The following is a 17905-nucleotide window of genomic DNA, read 5'->3' as shown; positions in this document are numbered from 1 at the left end:
AAACGGGAGTTCGGCATCCAGTTCGAGGAGATCATTGCCGATAACGGCCCGGAGTTTGGTACTTCAACAAGTTTGCAAAAGCGGAACCATCCTTTTGAGCGAATGTTAATGGAAACAGGCATCAAACGGCGGTATATGCAGCCTTATCGGCCGCAAACGAACGGCAAGGTGGAACGCTTTTGGAGGACCCTTAAAGAAGACCTTATTGAAGATATCGATTTCGACAGCTTTGAAGAGCTGGAAGATGAACTCCTCAAATATCTTGTTTATTATAACTGGGAACGGCCACATCAGGGCATCAATGGTAAAAAACCTATCGATATGGTCACCCTAAACAACAAATAAAAATACCTGATTCTGTTACCGAATTACTAAACCCTTACAGCAATGACGCGAAAATATGTGCTTCATTAGAGCATAAAAACATTAATGAATCAAATTTAGACAGCCGTTTAATATTCGGTTAGGATTAAGATTTGCTTTCAATCTTTGAACTCCTGATATTTATGATAACGAAGTATGCATTAGCTGCTTATTTCTCTATAAAAATGTAAAACAATGGCAAAGCTTAACTTCATTACGCCTTTTTTTATTGTTTCGAATTTAAAAGATTCGGTATCATTTTATGTACATAAACTTGGGTTTGAAGTTTGGTATACTGGTCCTGACGATGACCCATATTGGGCGATGGTGGGCCGTGGCCCTGTTTCCATTATGCTTAAAGCTATCGCTGATGACATAAAACCCATTCCGAATCATACCCGGCATGAATGGGCCCCATGGGATGCGTACATTTCTACGGAAGAGCCTGACGCTTTATTTGAAGAATTCAGCTCAAATGGCATAACATTTCGCCAACCGCTCGGGGACAACAGCGATGGGCTGCGTGGTTTTGAAGTAACAGATGCGGATGGCTATGTTTTGTTTTTTGGTCGACCTAAAACCTAACTATATTTTTTCTTAACAGGTTATATTTAGGTACAAGACATTCTGGACTATGCAGATTCGCCCTGTATACGACGCGCTAAGCTCTGATATATTTATATTTATAAAGAAACAAAAAGGCCGCTGTGATCATTGATCCCGGCGGCCTTTTTACGCAAGTAATGTTAACTTACAACACCGGCTTTGTAGGCCTTGTTGCAGTGAGCGGAATTGTTTTCTTAAACATCTTGGCTCCGTCGCCGGTAAGCCTTAGGTAGTAGTCTGCAGAGCAGGCCGTGCCATCTTCATCTAATGATAAAAAGCCTGATCCTGCCGGCACAAAAGCCTGGGTTTCGGCGGTTTTGGCTATCTGGTTGCCTTCGTTGTACTCATCAAACATGGATATATAAATACCCTGGGCGCCAACCCTGGTCATATTATAAAATTGCCTCCACATAAAATCGCCGTGGGCACGCTGATGGGCTGATAGATCGCCGGGCATTACGCAGGGCTGGTAATCAATGCCGTTGGCGTTGCAATAAGCCTGGTCGGCTTTATTGATAGTTACATAGAAACCGTCGGACTGGTTGGCATTGCCAATCCGCCCAACCATCCAGGGTGAAAGCATGTCAAATGCTTTATAAGTACTTAAAAATTCCGAACGTGAATCGCTGGTTTGTGTCAGCCAGTTTGTGGGCACGCCGCCAATAACGTAACATCCTTTGCTTTTAAACCATTTAATTACCTCAAGGCAATTTGCAGCCGTAAAATTGTGGTTATCATCTGCAAAGCCAAAGCCCCAGATGCATACAACAGGTTTGCCATTTTGCTTTGCATAGGCAGGCGACGAAGTATATTGCGACATCTTATTTGTCCAGTCGGTTTTTAATTCGCTTTGCATATTTGTCCAGCCGCTTACATCATACATAATGTAAAACTTTACGCCATTGGCCTCTGCTGCAACCTTGGTTTTGGCGGCCATGGCATCGCGCACGGGGCCTTCCAATCCGCTTGGGTTAAAGCGTTGTAACGCCGCGCCATCAATGCCATATTGTTTCATCCATTTAAATTGCACATCAATGGTTTGATCTGAAAACGATGAGAACAGTGTGGCCGGCTGACCATTGTTCAGATTAGCAAATTTGGTTGGGAAGGTATGGGCATAATCGCGCACATCGGGCCATGCTGAAATTGCCTTATTGGTTGGCGATGGCTGCTGCTCCCAGGTTTGTGCCCAGTGCCAGTACCTGTCAATCGGCGATCCATCGCCTATTGCGGCAAACCATCCCTGGTAGCCAACAACAACTTTACCTACCACATCACCAACCGGCGATGGGGTGCGGTCAATAGTATCGGTTGGTGTTACCGGCGGCGCCGGATCGGGGCTATGTTTTTTTGAACAGCTGCAGCTTACGGCTATCAATGCTGTTATTAGCAACACATTAAATCTTTTCCTCATGTCAGTTTGGTTTTTTGTAAATGCTTTTATTTTTTCTTCCCGTTTATATCTGTCTGGATGATCTTGCGGATGGTGCCATCTGCGTTGTAATACAGCTTGTTTACGCAAATTGACCGTAGCCAATCGTTGTGTGATAGCGAGCTGTTATGGTAAAAGGCATACCACTGGCCCTTAAATTCAACAATAGAGCCATGATCAGTAAAACTGTCTGTTGGGTCTATATATACCCCCTTATTAGTCCAGGGGCCCAGTGGGGTACTGCTTGTTGCATAGCGCATGCGGTTATGTTTACCGGCTTCGTTAAAGTTATCGGCATATGATAAATAATATACCCCGTTCCGTTTGTGTACCCAGCTTGCCTCATGAAAATCGGTAAGGCCCTGCATGGTTTTCATGTCGCCATCAAGTTCCATCATGTTATCCTTCAGCTTGCCGCCTTTACAAATGTTGCCGCCACCGTAGTATAAATAGGCCTGCCCGTCATCGTCAACAAACACACATGGATCTATCAATGATTCCAAACCCTTGATGTATCCCTGCGATTTAAAGTCTTTGGCCGGGCTTTTACTGGTGGCCACACCTATTTTCCAGGTAGTATTCCATTCGGTACCGCTTGGGTGCGGAAAATAGAAGTAGTAGGTGCCATTTTTGTAAGCACAATCCGGAGCCCACATAAAACCGCCATCGGCGCGTCCCCAATCAACATCCGCGGCGCTTAATATTTGGCCTTCGTCGCGCCAATGCACCATATCATCGGTTGAGTAAACGTGATATTTATCCATCAGATCGCATCCCCGCGGCGGGTCTACATCATGGGATGGGTATATATACAGCCTGCCATCGGCCCAAACGTGGGCCGATGGATCGGCTGTATAAATATCAGTAACAAAGGGATTTTTGAACCCATCGCCCTCAGCACCTTCAATAACCGGCGGAGGTGTATTTTTATTGGTATCACCTTTTTTTGCACAGCTACCGGTTATTAAAATCGATGCTATGAAGAGGATGCTATGGATTATCTTCCTGTTCATATTATTTGCTTTTTATAGCGCCTGTTGGCACTACTTTTTTTATAGTACCATCGGCATTATAATAAAGCTTATCTACGCAGATTGATCTTAACCAATCCTGGTTAGATAGAGAACTGTTATGATAAAACGCGTACCATTGGCCCTTAAACTGAACGATGGAACCATGATTGGTATAGCTATCGGTAGGATCCATATAAATGCCTTTTGAGGTCCAGGGGCCTAAGGGGCTGCTGCTGGTTGCATAGCGCATTTGATTGTGCTTGCCGGCAACATCATGGTTATCTGAGTAGGAAAGGTAATAAATGCCATTACGTTTATGCACCCAGCTGGCTTCGTGAAAATCTTCCAGACCTTCCATTTTGTGCATTTCGCCATCAATTTCAACCATGTTGCCTTTTAGCTTGCCGCCTTTGCAGGTGCCGCCGCCGCCATAATAAAAGTAGGCTTGTCCGTCATCATCAATAAACACACATGGATCTATCATTGATTCCAGGCCCTTGATGTACCCCTGCGATTTAAAACCGCTTGCCGGGCTTTTACTGGTAGCAACGCCTATTTTCCAGGTACTGTTCCAAGCCGTGCCGCTTGGGTGGGGGAAATAGAAGTAATAGATGCCGTTTTTATAAGCACAATCCGGTGCCCACATAAAGCCACCTTCGGGGCGGCCCCATTCCACCTGGCTGGCACGCAGTATTTCGCCATGATCTTTCCAGTGTACCATATCATCGGTTGAGTAAACGTGGTATTGGTCCATTAGGTCACAACCCCGCGGGGGGGCAACATCATGGGAGGGATATACATATAAGCGGCCATCCTTCCATACATGCGCGGATGGATCTGCAGTGTAAATATCTGTTACAAAGGGTACGCCAACAGGTGTGGTTTCGGCAGGTTTTTCCTGTGCCTTACATGGTGCTGTGGATAACAGCGCCATAACCATTACTGCTGAAATGCTTAATAAATTACATTTAATCATTAGGATAATGTGTCTTTAAAATAGCAGAGAGTAGTAACTCTCCGCTATTTTGATGTTTAAAAATTAGGGGTAGGGATAAGGTTATTTTGATATAAACTTCAGGTCATCTATACCGGTAACCAGATCGGCGTGATCTTTACTGGTGGTAAAGAAGAAGACCCGGAAGTGATTGATCGCTGTATAATCGGCTCCTCCATCGCCCGTTTTGATGGATTTATCAAAATCGAGCGTTATTAGGTTCCATCCATTTTTTAAGGATGGTATAAGCGGAGCCACATCCCAGGCCGACTCAAAGGCATCTGATTTTCCTGAACTCGTTATCTCAATGGAGCCATCAGCTTTAAGAAGAGATACATCAGATACGTACCACCAGAATTGGAACCTGCCGGTAGTTTCGGTAAAGGTTGTATTAAGCGGTGCAGCCACCTCTTTTATATACTGCATAAAATCGCCACCATTTGCGATTGTGTTTTTGATATATCCGGCACCTTCTTTTTGGCCCGTGGTTGCAATATTTACATCCCCAACAGTTTGCCAGCCGTCTTTTAAGTCGCAGGCGTCAAGCTCAACCGCTGGCGGCGCGGGCGCAGCCTTAAATACAAAGTCGTCCACTCCGGTTACCAGGTCGCCGTGGTCTTTAGTTTTTGTAAAGAAAAATATACGAAAGTGATTTATGGCTGAATAATCTGCACCGCCATCTCCTGTTTTTATGGCTTTGCTAAAGTTAAGTGCGATCTCGTTCCATCCATTTTTTAAGGTTGGTATTAACGGCGCTACATCCCAGGCCGACTCAAAGGCATCTGATTTTCCTGAGCTGGTGATCTCAATAGAACCATCAGCTTTAAGCAGGGATACATCTGATACATACCACCAGAATTTAAACTGGCCATTAGTTCCATTAAGTTTGGTATCCAATGGTGTTGGTAAATCCTTAATAAACTGCATAAAATCGCCGCCGTTGGCAATGGTGTTTTTGATATAGCCGGTTCCTTCTTTTTGGCCGGTTGTGGTAATGTTTACATCACCTACGGTTTGCCATCCGTCCTTAGCGTCGGCATTGTCAAATACCACCAGTGTAGGGTCAACAACTGGCGGTGGTGTCGTGGTAGTATCAATATGCGGCGGTTTCAGGCCGGATGTATCCCGCGAAAGATATTTTTCTTTTTTACAGCCGGCAACTGTAAGGGCTATCATGAAGATGGAACATACCATCGTTGTTTTAATGAATTTCATTTCCTTTAGGTTTAAGGTTAAATTATTTAGGAACATCTACCTGTACTATTTCCGAGAAATTTGAACTATTGAAACTATCGCTTAACCGTACCCCAACACGTACAAAAAATGTTCGGCCGGGGATAAGATTAGGAACCGTTAGGGTCATAGCTTTATCGGCAGCGCTCAGATCTGTATACTCTTTATTGATGACTTTTGCATTCAGGTCGGAAAAGTCACGTATAGACGCTCCTGTACCTACCAGCTTAGTTGTATTAACATAAGGCTGTGCATCCTTTATAGTTGGCAAACCCGCTGCAACAGGGGCTTCAATATTAAACTTTAAGGTTAGTGTTGTGCCGGTTAAAGTGGAGGTAAAGTTTTTAATCACGATGTATGGTGTAACAACAAAATCATGCTTAGTCCCTTTATCAATATTCACGGTTACCGTATCATACACAGGCCAAAAAGCACCTCCTGTAGGTACAACCTTATAGCCACTTTTAAATAGCTTGGTATCCTCAAACGTGCCATCAAACTTACTTGGGATGGTTTGCGGGGTGGTCCAGCCAATTTGCTGAAGCTTGATTGTGGTACTACCACCTGATGTTGGTAAATTACCACCTTCAGAGGAAACTATATTGCCCTGAAAAGAGGCGTTTGGGCCGTTATAATTGTCTGTTTTTGTACATGCAGAACTTGCCAGTATAGCTACGCCCACCAAAATTCTACTAATCAGTTTTTTCATATCTTAAATTTTTAAATTCTTAATAATTAGGATTGTTAGGGAGTAAATTAGGGTTCTTACCAATTTCGCCGCCCGGAATTCCTTCATAATAAAATTGCTTCTGGAAAGTATATTCCCGGTTAAATAGTTCTGGTTCGGCCAGGAAAATGTATTTGTTTTCATTAAATACATAATAGGGCATCAGGCCTTTAAAGTGCGCGCGGTCAAGCACCACATCGGCAGTGCGCCATCTTTTTAGATCCCAGTAGTACTGGTTTTCAAAGGCAAGCTCCATACGCCTTTCGTTACGAACTTTAGTCAAATCAATAGAAGCGTAAGGTGTTGCGCCGGCCCGGCTTCTTATTTGGTTAACCGAGGTTAATGCATCGCCAGAATTGCCTAATTCCATAGCCGCTTCTGCACGGTTCAGCAATATTTCACCATAACGAAGATCAATCCATGGCTGCTCGCTTCTGTTCAGATCAACTGCTGACTGGGGTTTGTTATAATCAACATATTTGCGCACGTAAAAGCCCGTGCGTGTTAATTCGTCGCCTCCTGTCCAGGGGCCTGTAAAGCCAATTACCTGTTTGCCCTGGAACAATGTTTTTACATCACCTGCAAGTATGTATGAACGTGAGTTAGCCTGTTTGGCAACCTCTGCAACAGCTGTGCCGCTAAAAGAGGGGTAAATACCTCTTTGCATATCAAACGTAAGCCCCCTTAAAGTTGCGCCGGGGAAGTAAACTGTGGCTAACAACCTTGGTTCAAGCCCCTGCATCAATTGGGCGCGGTTATCGAAACGCTTAGGTGTACCATCGTCATTGGTTACCTGCAAAGCGCCCCAAAGCTGCACAAAATCTAAAGTTGGGTATGAACGTGAAAGCGCATTAGCTGTCATGTAGCGAGGAGACATGGTAGCATCCCAGCTATGGGCAGTATGATTGGCAATAGAATACTGTTTGATAAAAATATTTTCCGGACTTCCGCTTTTTAAGAACAGATCAACATAGTTCTGTACCTTGTCGGAATTTGCACTATAAAGTGAGTAATGGCCCTCCAATAATTTGGCGGCATCATAAGCAGCCTGGAAATAGGCAGTTGCCTTATCCGCAGGGATACCTACTAAACCTTGCGCGCGCGCCGGGCCATCAACAAAGTTTACGGAGCCGTACCTGGCAACACATGCTGCATATAGCATTGCTCTTGATTTTAATGCGGCTGCCGCATATCTGTTGGCTCTGCCGGCATCGCTGGTTTCGGGCATCATTTGATAACCCAAATCAAGCTCAGCTCCAATAAAATCCCATGTAGCCTGTTCTTTATCGCGGTGTACCTGGAGCGTAGATAGCGCCGCTGCCGGATCTTGTGGTACTGTTATGATAGGCACACCACCATAGCGTTTGGCCATACTAAAATAATAGTATGCTCTTAAAAAGTGTGCCTCGCCCAAAAGTGCATTTACCGCGGGCTGGCTTAGCTTGGCCACATGTTTAGGCAGTTCGGCTATCAGTGTATTAACATTCCTGATATCGCCGTATGGCCAGTAGCCAAAGCCGCCGCCAATATCCATGCCGCCAAAGGGGCCAACTTCTTCGCCGTTAACAGAGGCCGAATTGTAAAAATTCTCCCAATCGTTACCGCCTGTTTTAAATCCCTGATCTGGCCTGTATTTAAAGTCCTCGATAGGTAAATTTTGATATATGGTTGCTAAAAATGACTTAACACCAGCTTCGCTACTGTATATAACGTCGGGAGTAACTATATTGGTTGGCGGAATATCCAGCTTTTGGCAGGAAGTTAGCGAGCCTCCTACGCTGATGGATATTGCTATAATTAATTTATGTATACTTTTCATGTGTCAATGGTTTAAAAGGAAACGTTAGCTCCCAGATTAAAAGTCCTGTTCATTGGGTAGGTGTATCCGCCTAAGGCCTTGCCGAAATCGTTATTGTCTCTTGGATTAGGGCCCTGGTGTTCAGGATCATAGTTCTTTAAGCCGGTAAATGTTAACAGGTTGTAGCTGTTTACATATATCCTGAGTTTTCTAACACCTATGCTTTTCAAAACTGCCGGAGATAAGGAATAACCAAATTCAAGTGTTTTTACACGCAGGTAACTGGCGTTCTGTATAGCTTTTGTGCCTTGAGCGTCTGGCGATCCCATTGCAGGGTAATATCCCGGTACCCATTGTGTGTTGGGGTCAAAAACGTTTGCAGCAGGATCTGCGGTGTGCCAGCTGTCCAAAAAGCGGGTTAACGCGCTTCTGCCATACATCAGCGGCGATGCAAATTGCTCTCCGTATTGTACGTAAACACCCGCGGCGCCTTGTAAAAGCATGTTCATATCAAAGCCTTTATAGCTTATACCTACGGTAAAGCCGTAGTTATATAAAGGGATATCGGTAGTAGCAATAGGATGGCTGTCCTTATCATCTATAACACCATCGCCGTTCCAGTCCTTATAATAATAGTCACCCGGTACTACATTATTATTACCCCCACCTGTGTTTATACCATAATTGTATATTTGTTTGTAGGTGGTAAACTGCCCGGCGTATTCTGGTCCCCACCAAACATTCTGATACCTGTTTGTTTGGTTCTCTTTCCAGTTTGAGTACTCGTTACCTGAATTACCACGCAGAACAGTCATGTTTTTTAAGCGGGTTGTACCTATGTTACCGGTAAGGTTTACGCCCACCTTACCAAAGGTGTTCCTGTACGATAAGTTGAAATCCAATCCCTGTACCCTGTCGCTGTTATAGTTGATCTGTGGCACCTCTGCACCCACGGTTCCGGGTAATGCAGTAGAAGGCTTGGCGGGTAATCCTGTTCTGTCGTTTCTGAAAACTTCAATAGTTCCATCAACTTTGCCACCAAATAAGCCGAAATCGATGGCTATATTCTTCAAGGTATTTACCGACCATGTTAAACCGGCGTTGCCCAATTTTGGGGCCGATCCGTTTACTGCGCTTGGGCCAAAAATATAGCTGTTTACCGGGTAGGTATATCCATTGACATAATTAAAAGGAGGCGCATTATCTTCGGCACCAACCTGGCCATAAGAGGCTCTGATCTTTAAGTTGCTGAGGATGTTTTCAGAAATAAGGCTGCGGAAAAAGTTTTCTTTGGTTAAGACCCAGCCTATTGATCCGCCGGGGAAAAAGCCCCATTGATCTGCTCCCGGCTTATACAAATTGTTACCATCTCTGCGGAAGCTGAATTCGGCAAGATACTTTCCTTTATAATCGTAATTGAACCTTCCTATAATGCTCCTGTGTGCACGATCCTGTAAAGCGCCGGCATCCATACCGCCCGCCATGTTAGAGTTTTGCAGACCTCCGAATAAATAATCTACAGGAATCTCCGTATCCCGGTAAGCATTAAAATTATCGGCAGTTTCATGGCTTTGCTCATAGGTAGCCATCGCTGTGATGTTATGATCATCAAAAAACGTATGAGCATAATTTAATGTAACCTGGCTTAATGTATTTAAATGGGTGTAATAAGCACGGGTTATACCTGAAGGTGAATTTACTACACTTGGTATGTAAGTATCATCAGCTGCTTTATAGGTATATAAGGAAAATGTCTTTTTTATTTGATTAAAATCATTAACTCCATAATCAATGTTAAACAAAGCCTTGGCGCTTAATCCGGGTATGCCCGGTATGTCATACTGTAAATTTAACTGACTTGTAATGCTTTTATTCCTGCTCCGTTTTGAACCTACTTTATCGGCATCAGTGAAGATTGAAGGATTCATGTTGTCATCCATTACAGCAGGGTATAAAGGATTGTTATTGGCATAGATCTGGTGTGTAGGTATCTGGTTCCAGGTGTACTTATAAACAGTCCACTCATCAGTATAAGGCTGGTTTTTCTCATCCATCCAGGCCGATGTTAATACTTGCGCCTTTAGTCCTTTTGTGATGTTGGCCGTAACGTTTGAGCGGAAATTATACTTGTTGTAGTTTAAGTCTCCGGTTTTAAAAACGCCATCCTGCCTTTGATAACCAAAGTTGAAGAAATAGCTTATCTTATCATTTCCACCGTCAATATTTAAATTGTGCTGTATTTGGTTAGCCGTTTTCCTGAAAACCATACCCACCCAGTCGGCTGTTTTGTTAGTACCATCAAGCCATGGTTTCATATCGGCATATGAGTATTGCGGAGTTACATTAGCTACAAAATTATTAGCGAAATCGCGTTTAACTTTTTCATTTGTCAGCATCATATAATCTACAGCGCTTACGCCCTGGGGCATCCCCAAAAATGTTTGGATGGCATCGTTAACTGAATAATTGATGTTCATCTTTCCGGTCTTGCCGCCTTTTTTAGTTGTTATTAAAATGGCACCACCGGCGGCCCTCATACCATATATGGATGCGGCAGCATCTTTCAGTACAGAAATACTTTCAATTTCATTGGGGTCCATGCGGCCTATGGTTGATTGGTCGCCGCCTATTACACCATCAATTACGATTAACGGAGAGCTTTGATAGCCCCTGATATTTAAGTTATTAGCGTAAGATCCCGGTTCGGCGGTTGTTTGCACAATGCGTACACCTGGTATTTTACCGGTAAGCATGTTTACAACACTTTCGTTTTTGGTTGTGGTGATCTCTTTACTTTGAAGTGTTGATACAGAGCCGGTTATTGTGGCTCTTTTTTGCACACCATAGCCTACAACAACTACCTCATCAAGGGTTTTATTGGTTGAGGTTAAGGCAATAGTGCCACCTTTTATATCTTTTACAGCTACCTCTTTGGTAACGTAACCTATATAAGATACCTGTAAAAATACGTTGGAATTTGCAACGTTGAGGCTGAATTTTCCTGCAATATCAGTGATGGCGCCAGCGGTAGTGCCTTTAATTTTTACACTTACCCCCGGAAGTGCCGACCCATCGGTTAAATCTATGACCTTTCCGTTGATGGTAGTTTGCTGGGCTAACAAACTAATGGGGAAAAGCAAGAGGAGTATAAGTAAGTATTTTAATTTTTTCATATTGTCTCTCTGTTAATGGTTAAGTTTAATTGGTTTGGTTTACCATGTTAGGGTAATAAATAGCGCGTGCGGCGGCATACTTACGGCGGCTTAGCTTCGTAGTGGTACATGATGTTATTTAGTTTGATTAATAAATCACCGGGTGCCATTGATGGCGGCAGGTGCTATAATTGGTTTATATTAATGACACAAAAGAAGAGGCGTTCATTAATAAAAAATAAATAATAGATTAATTTTAGCTGTAAAAGCACTAAAAGAATCACTTTTGAGATATTTTTCGCAATCGATTGTATTTTTTTAAACAAGCCGATGGCTTTTATTGGATTTAAAACAGGCAGGCAAGGAGTGCAATAAAATTATCTGTTAAACTTTTATTACATCATTTGCTTGTGTGCGCTCAATACCCTAAATTCGTTTATGACCAATAACCGACGCAGTTTTATCAAGCAAGCGGCCGTGCTTACCGGCGCTTTTTCGGCATCAAGCTTGTTTAACCAGGCACATGCCCAGGAATGGAAATCAGCTCAAAATAAAATAACCCATTTAACGCCCCAACAGGTGGCGCAGGATGAAGATTTTTGGGCTGTAATTCAACGGTCTTATTCGGTAAACTCCAATATTATCAATCTTAATAATGGGGGTGTTTCGCCTTCGCCCCTGGTAGTGCAACAGGCGGTTGAACGATACAACCAACTAACTAATGAAGGGCCATCATACTACATGTGGCGGATACTTGACCAGGGCCGCGAACCACTGCGCGAGAAACTGGCATTATTGGCCGGAGCCCTGCCCGATGAGATAGCCGTGAACCGTAATGCTACCGAATCACTCAATACCATTATATATGGTCTGCCGCTAAAAAGCGGCGATGAGGTGATAGGCGCCAAATTGGATTACCCCCACATGGTACAGGCTTACCGGCAACGGGCATTGCGCGAAGGAATTGTTTATAAGCAGCTAACTTTTGATTTCCCTATAGAAGATGACGGGCAAATTGTAAAGGCTTACCAGGATGCCATCACCTCCAAAACAAAACTGATACACGTTACGCATATAGTTAACTATGTGGGGCAAATTATGCCTGTTCGTAAAATATGCGATATGGCCCATGCCCGGGGTATAGAGGTTATTGTAGATGGCGCGCACTCTTTTGGATTATTGGATTTTAAAATACCCGATTTAAATTGCGATTACTTTGGCACCAGTTTGCATAAATTCCTCTCGGCGCCTATTGGCAGCGGGATGATGTGGATAAAAAAAGAAAAGATATCCAAAGTTTTGCCGCTGTTGTGTGATGATAATCCGCAGGGCCCGGATATTAGGAAATTTGAAAACCTGGGTACTCGTAGCTTCCCGATAGAACAGGGGATAGGCGAGGCCGTGAACTTTCAGCTGGCTATTGGCAGCAAACGCAAAGAGGAGCGGATTCGCTACCTTAAAAATTACTGGGCGGGTAAGGTGCAGCACCTGCCCAAAGTAAAATTACATACCTCATTAAAACCTGAATATTCCTGCGCTATATGCGGTGTATCTGTTGATGGTATGACCCCGGCGCAACTGGAGGCGGCATTGTTTAACCAGTATAAGATCCATACCGTGTCAATAGTGTTTGAAAATGTAAGCTGCGTGCGGATAACCCCGCATGTGTATACCACCATTGCCGATCTGGACAAGTTGGTGAAAGCAATTACCGAGGTAGCTGGAAAGATAGGGTAGCGATGTATTAATTGATAAAATCCCTCTTTAAATATCAACTGATAGTTAACACTTAATATTTGATTATAGCGCCATTATTCAATTCGAACCATTGACCTCCGATAAAAACATATTTATTGTCCTCTAATATTATTTCAGGAAAATTACCTTGAATTTCACGTTTGTAAGTTGTATCGTGATAACTAACCTTTAATGTATCATATAAATCGTGTTTTATGCTATAAAAAACTTTTAGTTTCTTATCAAAATGCAACTTGCTGCTATTTGTATAATGATAATTTGTTTCAGGGTTGATTGATGAAACTGATTTATCTCTTATGCTTGCTGTAAGCAGGTAATCTTTCTTATGAGTTACTAATGCAAACTTAACGTTATAGGTTTTAACCAATTCAGATTCCCAATCTGTATATTGTAACACATGTAATGCTTCATATAATTTGTTATTACTTACACATATTATCAATGAGTTACCAAGACCGAAATTTGAACCGCCCCTAACTTCATAGTTTATTTTAATAAATTGTTTACTTAAATAAGATGTTTTAGGAAGCACATCCCAATAGTTAAATACCTTAACTGTATCTGTTAAATATATCACGCACAAAATGTCATGCACATAATCAGGTAAAACTTTTATTCTTACTGCTTTCCCTTCAAGAGACCGAATGGTATAAGTTTTTGTATCTTTTTTAGTTTGAACTATTCTGTTCTCAAATAATTCGTCTTGGGCAAATAACACGCCTTTGGAGATAAATACTATAAGGGATAAAGTTAAAAAGAAACGCGTGCTCATCAATCAAAAGTTAAAATTGTATTGGGTTGGTATATATGTGATTACGAGATATTATCTCATTAGTTGCGTTGGTTTAGCCCTTAAATCTAAAAAGATATTTGAGATTTAAATAATTATCTTTTATCATATTATTTAATGAATATCGGCTGCGGTACTCGTAGTAATGATCCTAAAAAGTCAATTTATGCTGATCCTAAAAATAAGTTTACTCTACGTTCTTATAGAACAAGCCTCGTGCTATCCATCAAGGCTATTTGAAAACGTGTTTATTGTTACATGTCATTAACAGATATGACCAATATCATTAATTTGTTGCCGGTTATTTCGGAATTTTATGTCAATAAAATCAATCACCCATAACCATGAAAACCATACTTGCCCCAACCGATTTTTCAGACACCGCAACACATGCGGCTGAATACGCTTATGACCTGGTAAAGCAACTTAAAGCCAAGCTGATTTTGTGTAATGCCTTTATTGTGCCGGCCGAAATACCCGAAGCAGGAATGGTAGTTTGGCCAATGGATGATTATCAGCATATTATGGATGATAGCCTTGCCGAGCTTGAAAAATTAGCGGCCCGGTTACAAAGCAAGGAATCAAATGATGATGTTAAGCCTAAGGTAACCTGTATTAACGAAATGGGCGATTTTAACAGTGTTTTAAAACAAGTTATTGAAAACAGTCATGTTGATATGGTAGTTATGGGAACTCACGGCAGGGGCCTCAGTAAATTCCTTTTGGGGAATCATGCTAAAGGAGCTATCAATTACGCGTCAAAACCTTTGCTGCTGATTCCGCCTAAGGTTGCTATAAAACCGATAAAGAAAATTGCTTTTGCCACAGATTTTAAACACCCCGACGAGGATTTAAAATTTGTATATGAATTGATACCATTTGCAAGAATGCTTGATGCCGAAATATTAATTACCCATATAGCTAAGGGAAAGGAGCATGCTGATGGTTTTAAAACACTTATAGGGCCTTTCCTGACTGATCTATCCAACAAAAGCAATTACTCTCATATATATTACCGGATATGCGAAGGAGAGAAGCCTGACGATGGCTTAAACTGGCTATGTGTACACGGTCATGTTGATATTTTAGCAATGGTACATCATTCGCATAGCTTTTTGCATGGCTTGTTAAACGGCAGCGTTACTCAGAAAATGGCCAGTAAAATAGAAATTCCACTGCTTGTATTCCACGCGCAAAATTAATAGCATTCAGTTTTTTATATTGTAAGAAGCCTCTTATAATGAGGCTTTTGTTATTATTTATGGAGGGACTGAGCCAAACCAATGGTCGTTTTTTAATATATAAAACAAAACTTAAAAAGCACCAGGAATATGTATGCCAGTAGCTGGATGTAGCTTATTTATGATCAGAAATACATTTCCGTGTGATGGTGGTCACTAATTTACTGCCAGTATTTTTTAAACTTTACTTAGTAGTATCTCACTTGTTCTAATCTCATCATTATGAAAACAATCCTTGTAATAAATGATCATTCTGCCGAAGCTGGTCATACCAGGGCATTTGTTCAGTTAATGGCCGAAAAAAACCATGCAAATATTCTTATAGCTAACACCCATAAGATAAAAAGTAAAGTTTTTGAAAAAGTATTAACCAAAAACGGAAGTGGTTATACAGATAATGCATTACCCGTTAATAATGTGCCCGGCCATTTGTCGGTACCTTATATTGATGATCAGGCTTTTAAACCAGAGATAAAAGAAATTGATATTTCAAATGCCAATGAAACGGAACTTGCCGCACTGGTTAATAAAGAACAAATATGGCTGATGGTTAAAGGTATGGGCCACGGTACATCTACCTCAGCCATTAAAATAAACGTTAATTATTTACTGAACAAGGTGCTTTGCCCGCTGATGCTGGTACCTGCCAACTGGCAAATAAAGAATCTTGAACGGATAGTTTACATAGCCGACCTTCGTTATTGCCGGTTACACATTGTGCGGTACCTGGTTGATATGGCAAAAGCTATAAAAGCTAATCTTTCCATTGCCCATTTATCGGCAAAAGGCCTGCCGCACATGGATGAAAAGTATGCCTTTGATGTTTTTAATATAGCGATATGTAAGAATGTTAATTATGATCAATTGTATTTTAATAATATCAGAGAGAGAAACCTATCAACCGCGGTGGATGTTCTGGAAAACGGGATGCATAATGATCTGTTGGTTATGATTAATCACCGGTATCATTTTGCCGAAATAATAGGTACAGATATAAAAGATAAACTCCCTGAAAACCTCACCGTTCCTGTGCTTGTTTTTCCGTATTAACCAGCTATTAAAGTGAACAATAAAATTGATCAGGGAAGTGCTTTGGGCTATTCAGGGTTCTATTGAGCTATATCATGTTATTAATAGCATGCTACATACTTTTGCCTAAATTGTAAAAAGATGGTTTTATAAACGGTTTATAATTAAATAAACGCGATCTGTTATTGTAATTACTTCAATTTTAGTTATCCAAAGTGATGCTCATCATTTGTTTAACTAATGATACATCCAATATTTACAAATCATAACTAAGATCCTCTTTACTATAACTTTTCCTTGTTAACGAATGATGAATAATGAAGCATTGCTACATGCGATAATTGAGAATGCTATTGATGGAATTATCAATATTGATCAAAAAGGGATCATCAAATTAGTAAATACCCGGTTATGTGAGCTTTTTGGATACCAGTCGCGGGAATTGATTAATGAGCAGGTTGAAACACTCTTACATTTTAAAGATGAATTATCCCGGCAGGAGCATGTAAAGAACAATGCGGATACATGGATAATTAATATAACAGGCAAGGAGTGTGAAGCAACCGGGATAAAAAAAGATGGGAGTACCTTTCCCGTTAAATTAGCATTACGCAAGGTGTTATGTAACGATGAAGTAGTTTTTACCGCGGTAATTCATGACCTGAGCGTTGAAAAAAAGATGGCTGAACAGCTAATGGAATATACTAATAACCTTGAATCAGTTGTTCATGACCGTACTATCGAATTGCAAAAACTAATAGCTCAGCTGAAAATATCACAGAACGAGGCTGAGGATTTATTAGAAAAAGAAAAGGAAATTAACCAGGCCAGAACGTACTTTGTATCTATGGCTTCGCATGAGTTTAGGTCGCCACTAAGCTGTATACAATTGTCTGCTTCATTAATTGAACGTTATTTCAACAGGTTGGATAAAGAAAAAATCATGATGCACCTGCATAAAATTAAGGCATCGGTTAAGGATTTAACAGATATTTTAGGCGATTTTTTATCTGTTGAACAAATAGAAGCAGGTAAGATCATCCCTATCTACGGGGAATTTGATCTTGTAATTTTTTGCGAGGAGCTGTTAAATGAAATGAGGCAGCTGACTAATAAAAACCAGAAATTATTTTACAACCACGCCGGTATACATACAATTTGTTTACTTGATCAAAGCTTGCTTAAATATTGTTTAAGTAATTTAATTTCAAATGCTATTAAGTACTCGCGTGATATTTGCTTAATTGAATTGGAAACAAAAATTGATGATAAGGAGTATGAAATACGGCTTAAAGATAATGGAATAGGTATTCCGTTGAAAGACCAGGAACATTTATTCGAAGCTTTTTTCAGGGCTGATAATACCCAGGATATTCCGGGAACAGGCTTAGGCTTAAATATCGTTCAGCGTTATGTGAAATTAATGAACGGTACTATCCAGTTTAAAAGCAGTGAATCATCGGGTACTGATTTTAAATTGATCTTTCCGTTATTCAGTGTAATATAGTTATAACATAAAACAAAAAAAGCTCCGGGTTATCCGGAGCCTTTTCAAATAATATTTTATTAAAGATTATTTTTGTTTGAACTGAACACGACGGTTTAATACACGTCCTTCTTCAGTTGAGTTATCAGCAATTGGGTTGGTTTCACCAAAGCCTTTTACTTTAACTTTCTTAGCATCAACACCAGAGTTAACTAAGTAAGTTTTTACAGAGTTAGCACGGTCTTTTGATAAAGCGATGTTGTGAGCAGCAGTACCTTCAGAT

15 protein-coding genes are annotated in these 17905 nt (G+C 41.2%); 6 read left to right on the top strand and 9 right to left on the bottom strand.

The features are described 5' to 3' along the window. Both AC1DYB_RS30205 and AC1DYB_RS30200 read left to right on the top strand, forming a co-directional pair. Positions 1-345, top strand: a 345-nt coding sequence (locus tag AC1DYB_RS30205) for an integrase core domain-containing protein (protein ID WP_477440640.1), incomplete at its 5' end; no start/stop codon positions are given. Positions 346-558: 213 nt separating this feature from the next. Beyond that, complete coding sequence (locus tag AC1DYB_RS30200) at positions 559-948, top strand: VOC family protein (protein ID WP_477440638.1); 390 nt, start codon at positions 559-561, stop codon at positions 946-948. Positions 949-1114: 166 nt separating this feature from the next. On the opposite strand, the gene AC1DYB_RS30195 is transcribed toward AC1DYB_RS30200, so the two are convergent. From AC1DYB_RS30195 to AC1DYB_RS30165, 7 genes are all read right to left on the bottom strand, one after another. Beyond that, on the bottom strand, positions 1115-2383 hold the full coding sequence (locus AC1DYB_RS30195) for a glycoside hydrolase family 99 protein (RefSeq protein WP_477440636.1): 1269 nt from the start codon (positions 2381-2383) through the stop codon (positions 1115-1117). A gap of 26 nt (positions 2384-2409) precedes the next feature. Continuing rightward, positions 2410-3414 carry a family 43 glycosylhydrolase gene (locus AC1DYB_RS30190; RefSeq protein WP_477440634.1) on the bottom strand — a complete coding sequence of 335 codons (1005 nt, stop codon included), beginning with the start codon at positions 3412-3414 and terminating at the stop codon, positions 2410-2412. A gap of 1 nt (position 3415) precedes the next feature. Further along, positions 3416-4390: a family 43 glycosylhydrolase gene (locus AC1DYB_RS30185; RefSeq protein ID WP_477440632.1), complete on the bottom strand. Its 975-nt coding sequence runs from the start codon at positions 4388-4390 to the stop codon at positions 3416-3418. Positions 4391-4471: 81 nt separating this feature from the next. Continuing rightward, the gene (locus tag AC1DYB_RS30180) at positions 4472-5623 is read right to left on the bottom strand and encodes a hypothetical protein (protein ID WP_477440630.1); all 1152 of its coding nucleotides are present in this window, start codon (positions 5621-5623) and stop codon (positions 4472-4474) included. A 22-nt stretch (positions 5624-5645) separates the two neighbouring features. Further along, positions 5646-6350, bottom strand: a complete 705-nt coding sequence (locus AC1DYB_RS30175; protein ID WP_477440628.1) for a DUF3823 domain-containing protein — start codon at positions 6348-6350, stop codon at positions 5646-5648. Between the two features lie 19 nt (positions 6351-6369). Then, positions 6370-8187 (bottom strand): RagB/SusD family nutrient uptake outer membrane protein, encoded by a 1818-nt coding sequence (locus tag AC1DYB_RS30170; protein ID WP_477440626.1) that lies wholly within the window; start codon positions 8185-8187, stop codon positions 6370-6372. An 11-nt stretch (positions 8188-8198) separates the two neighbouring features. Continuing rightward, positions 8199-11339, bottom strand: a complete 3141-nt coding sequence (locus AC1DYB_RS30165) for a SusC/RagA family TonB-linked outer membrane protein (RefSeq protein ID WP_477440624.1) — start codon at positions 11337-11339, stop codon at positions 8199-8201. Between the two features lie 417 nt (positions 11340-11756). Between AC1DYB_RS30165 and AC1DYB_RS30160 the strand changes: the two genes are divergently transcribed. Next, positions 11757-13055 (top strand): aminotransferase class V-fold PLP-dependent enzyme, encoded by a 1299-nt coding sequence (locus tag AC1DYB_RS30160; RefSeq protein ID WP_477440622.1) that lies wholly within the window; start codon positions 11757-11759, stop codon positions 13053-13055. A 52-nt stretch (positions 13056-13107) separates the two neighbouring features. Here the strand turns inward: AC1DYB_RS30160 and AC1DYB_RS30155 are convergent, their stop codons facing one another. Further along, complete coding sequence (locus tag AC1DYB_RS30155; protein ID WP_477440620.1) at positions 13108-13848, bottom strand: hypothetical protein; 741 nt, start codon at positions 13846-13848, stop codon at positions 13108-13110. Between the two features lie 362 nt (positions 13849-14210). Here AC1DYB_RS30155 and AC1DYB_RS30150 point away from each other — a divergent pair, with 362 nt between their 5' ends. From AC1DYB_RS30150 to AC1DYB_RS30140, 3 genes are all read left to right on the top strand, one after another. Further along, positions 14211-15068, top strand: coding sequence for a universal stress protein (locus AC1DYB_RS30150; RefSeq protein WP_477440618.1), 858 nt, complete (start codon positions 14211-14213; stop codon positions 15066-15068). A gap of 261 nt (positions 15069-15329) precedes the next feature. Further along, positions 15330-16157 carry a hypothetical protein gene (locus AC1DYB_RS30145; protein WP_477440616.1) on the top strand — a complete coding sequence of 276 codons (828 nt, stop codon included), beginning with the start codon at positions 15330-15332 and terminating at the stop codon, positions 16155-16157. Positions 16158-16443: 286 nt separating this feature from the next. Next, on the top strand, positions 16444-17643 hold the full coding sequence (locus AC1DYB_RS30140) for a PAS domain-containing sensor histidine kinase (protein ID WP_477440614.1): 1200 nt from the start codon (positions 16444-16446) through the stop codon (positions 17641-17643). Between the two features lie 66 nt (positions 17644-17709). On the opposite strand, the gene AC1DYB_RS30135 is transcribed toward AC1DYB_RS30140, so the two are convergent. After that, on the bottom strand, positions 17710-17905 hold a 196-nt coding region (locus tag AC1DYB_RS30135; RefSeq protein ID WP_477440612.1), incomplete at its 5' end, for an OmpA family protein.

Source organism: Mucilaginibacter sp. P2_A4 (assembly GCF_056405015.1).
Note: the sequence above shows the minus strand (reverse complement) of the source record. Positions and strands in the feature narration are given on the sequence as shown.

Coding starts and splice junctions, on each gene's coding strand:
- AC1DYB_RS30180 (WP_477440630.1), bottom strand. CDS start 5,623: ATGAAATTCATTAAAACAACGATGGTATGTTCCATCTTCATGATAGCC.
- AC1DYB_RS30190 (WP_477440634.1), bottom strand. CDS start 3,414: ATGAACAGGAAGATAATCCATAGCATCCTCTTCATAGCATCGATTTTA.
- AC1DYB_RS30160 (WP_477440622.1), top strand. CDS start 11,757: ATGACCAATAACCGACGCAGTTTTATCAAGCAAGCGGCCGTGCTTACC.
- AC1DYB_RS30140 (WP_477440614.1), top strand. CDS start 16,444: ATGATGAATAATGAAGCATTGCTACATGCGATAATTGAGAATGCTATT.
- AC1DYB_RS30185 (WP_477440632.1), bottom strand. CDS start 4,390: ATGATTAAATGTAATTTATTAAGCATTTCAGCAGTAATGGTTATGGCG.
- AC1DYB_RS30155 (WP_477440620.1), bottom strand. CDS start 13,848: ATGAGCACGCGTTTCTTTTTAACTTTATCCCTTATAGTATTTATCTCC.
- AC1DYB_RS30200 (WP_477440638.1), top strand. CDS start 559: ATGGCAAAGCTTAACTTCATTACGCCTTTTTTTATTGTTTCGAATTTA.
- AC1DYB_RS30170 (WP_477440626.1), bottom strand. CDS start 8,187: ATGAAAAGTATACATAAATTAATTATAGCAATATCCATCAGCGTAGGA.
- AC1DYB_RS30145 (WP_477440616.1), top strand. CDS start 15,330: ATGAAAACAATCCTTGTAATAAATGATCATTCTGCCGAAGCTGGTCAT.
- AC1DYB_RS30165 (WP_477440624.1), bottom strand. CDS start 11,339: ATGAAAAAATTAAAATACTTACTTATACTCCTCTTGCTTTTCCCCATT.
- AC1DYB_RS30175 (WP_477440628.1), bottom strand. CDS start 6,350: ATGAAAAAACTGATTAGTAGAATTTTGGTGGGCGTAGCTATACTGGCA.
- AC1DYB_RS30150 (WP_477440618.1), top strand. CDS start 14,211: ATGAAAACCATACTTGCCCCAACCGATTTTTCAGACACCGCAACACAT.
- AC1DYB_RS30195 (WP_477440636.1), bottom strand. CDS start 2,383: ATGAGGAAAAGATTTAATGTGTTGCTAATAACAGCATTGATAGCCGTA.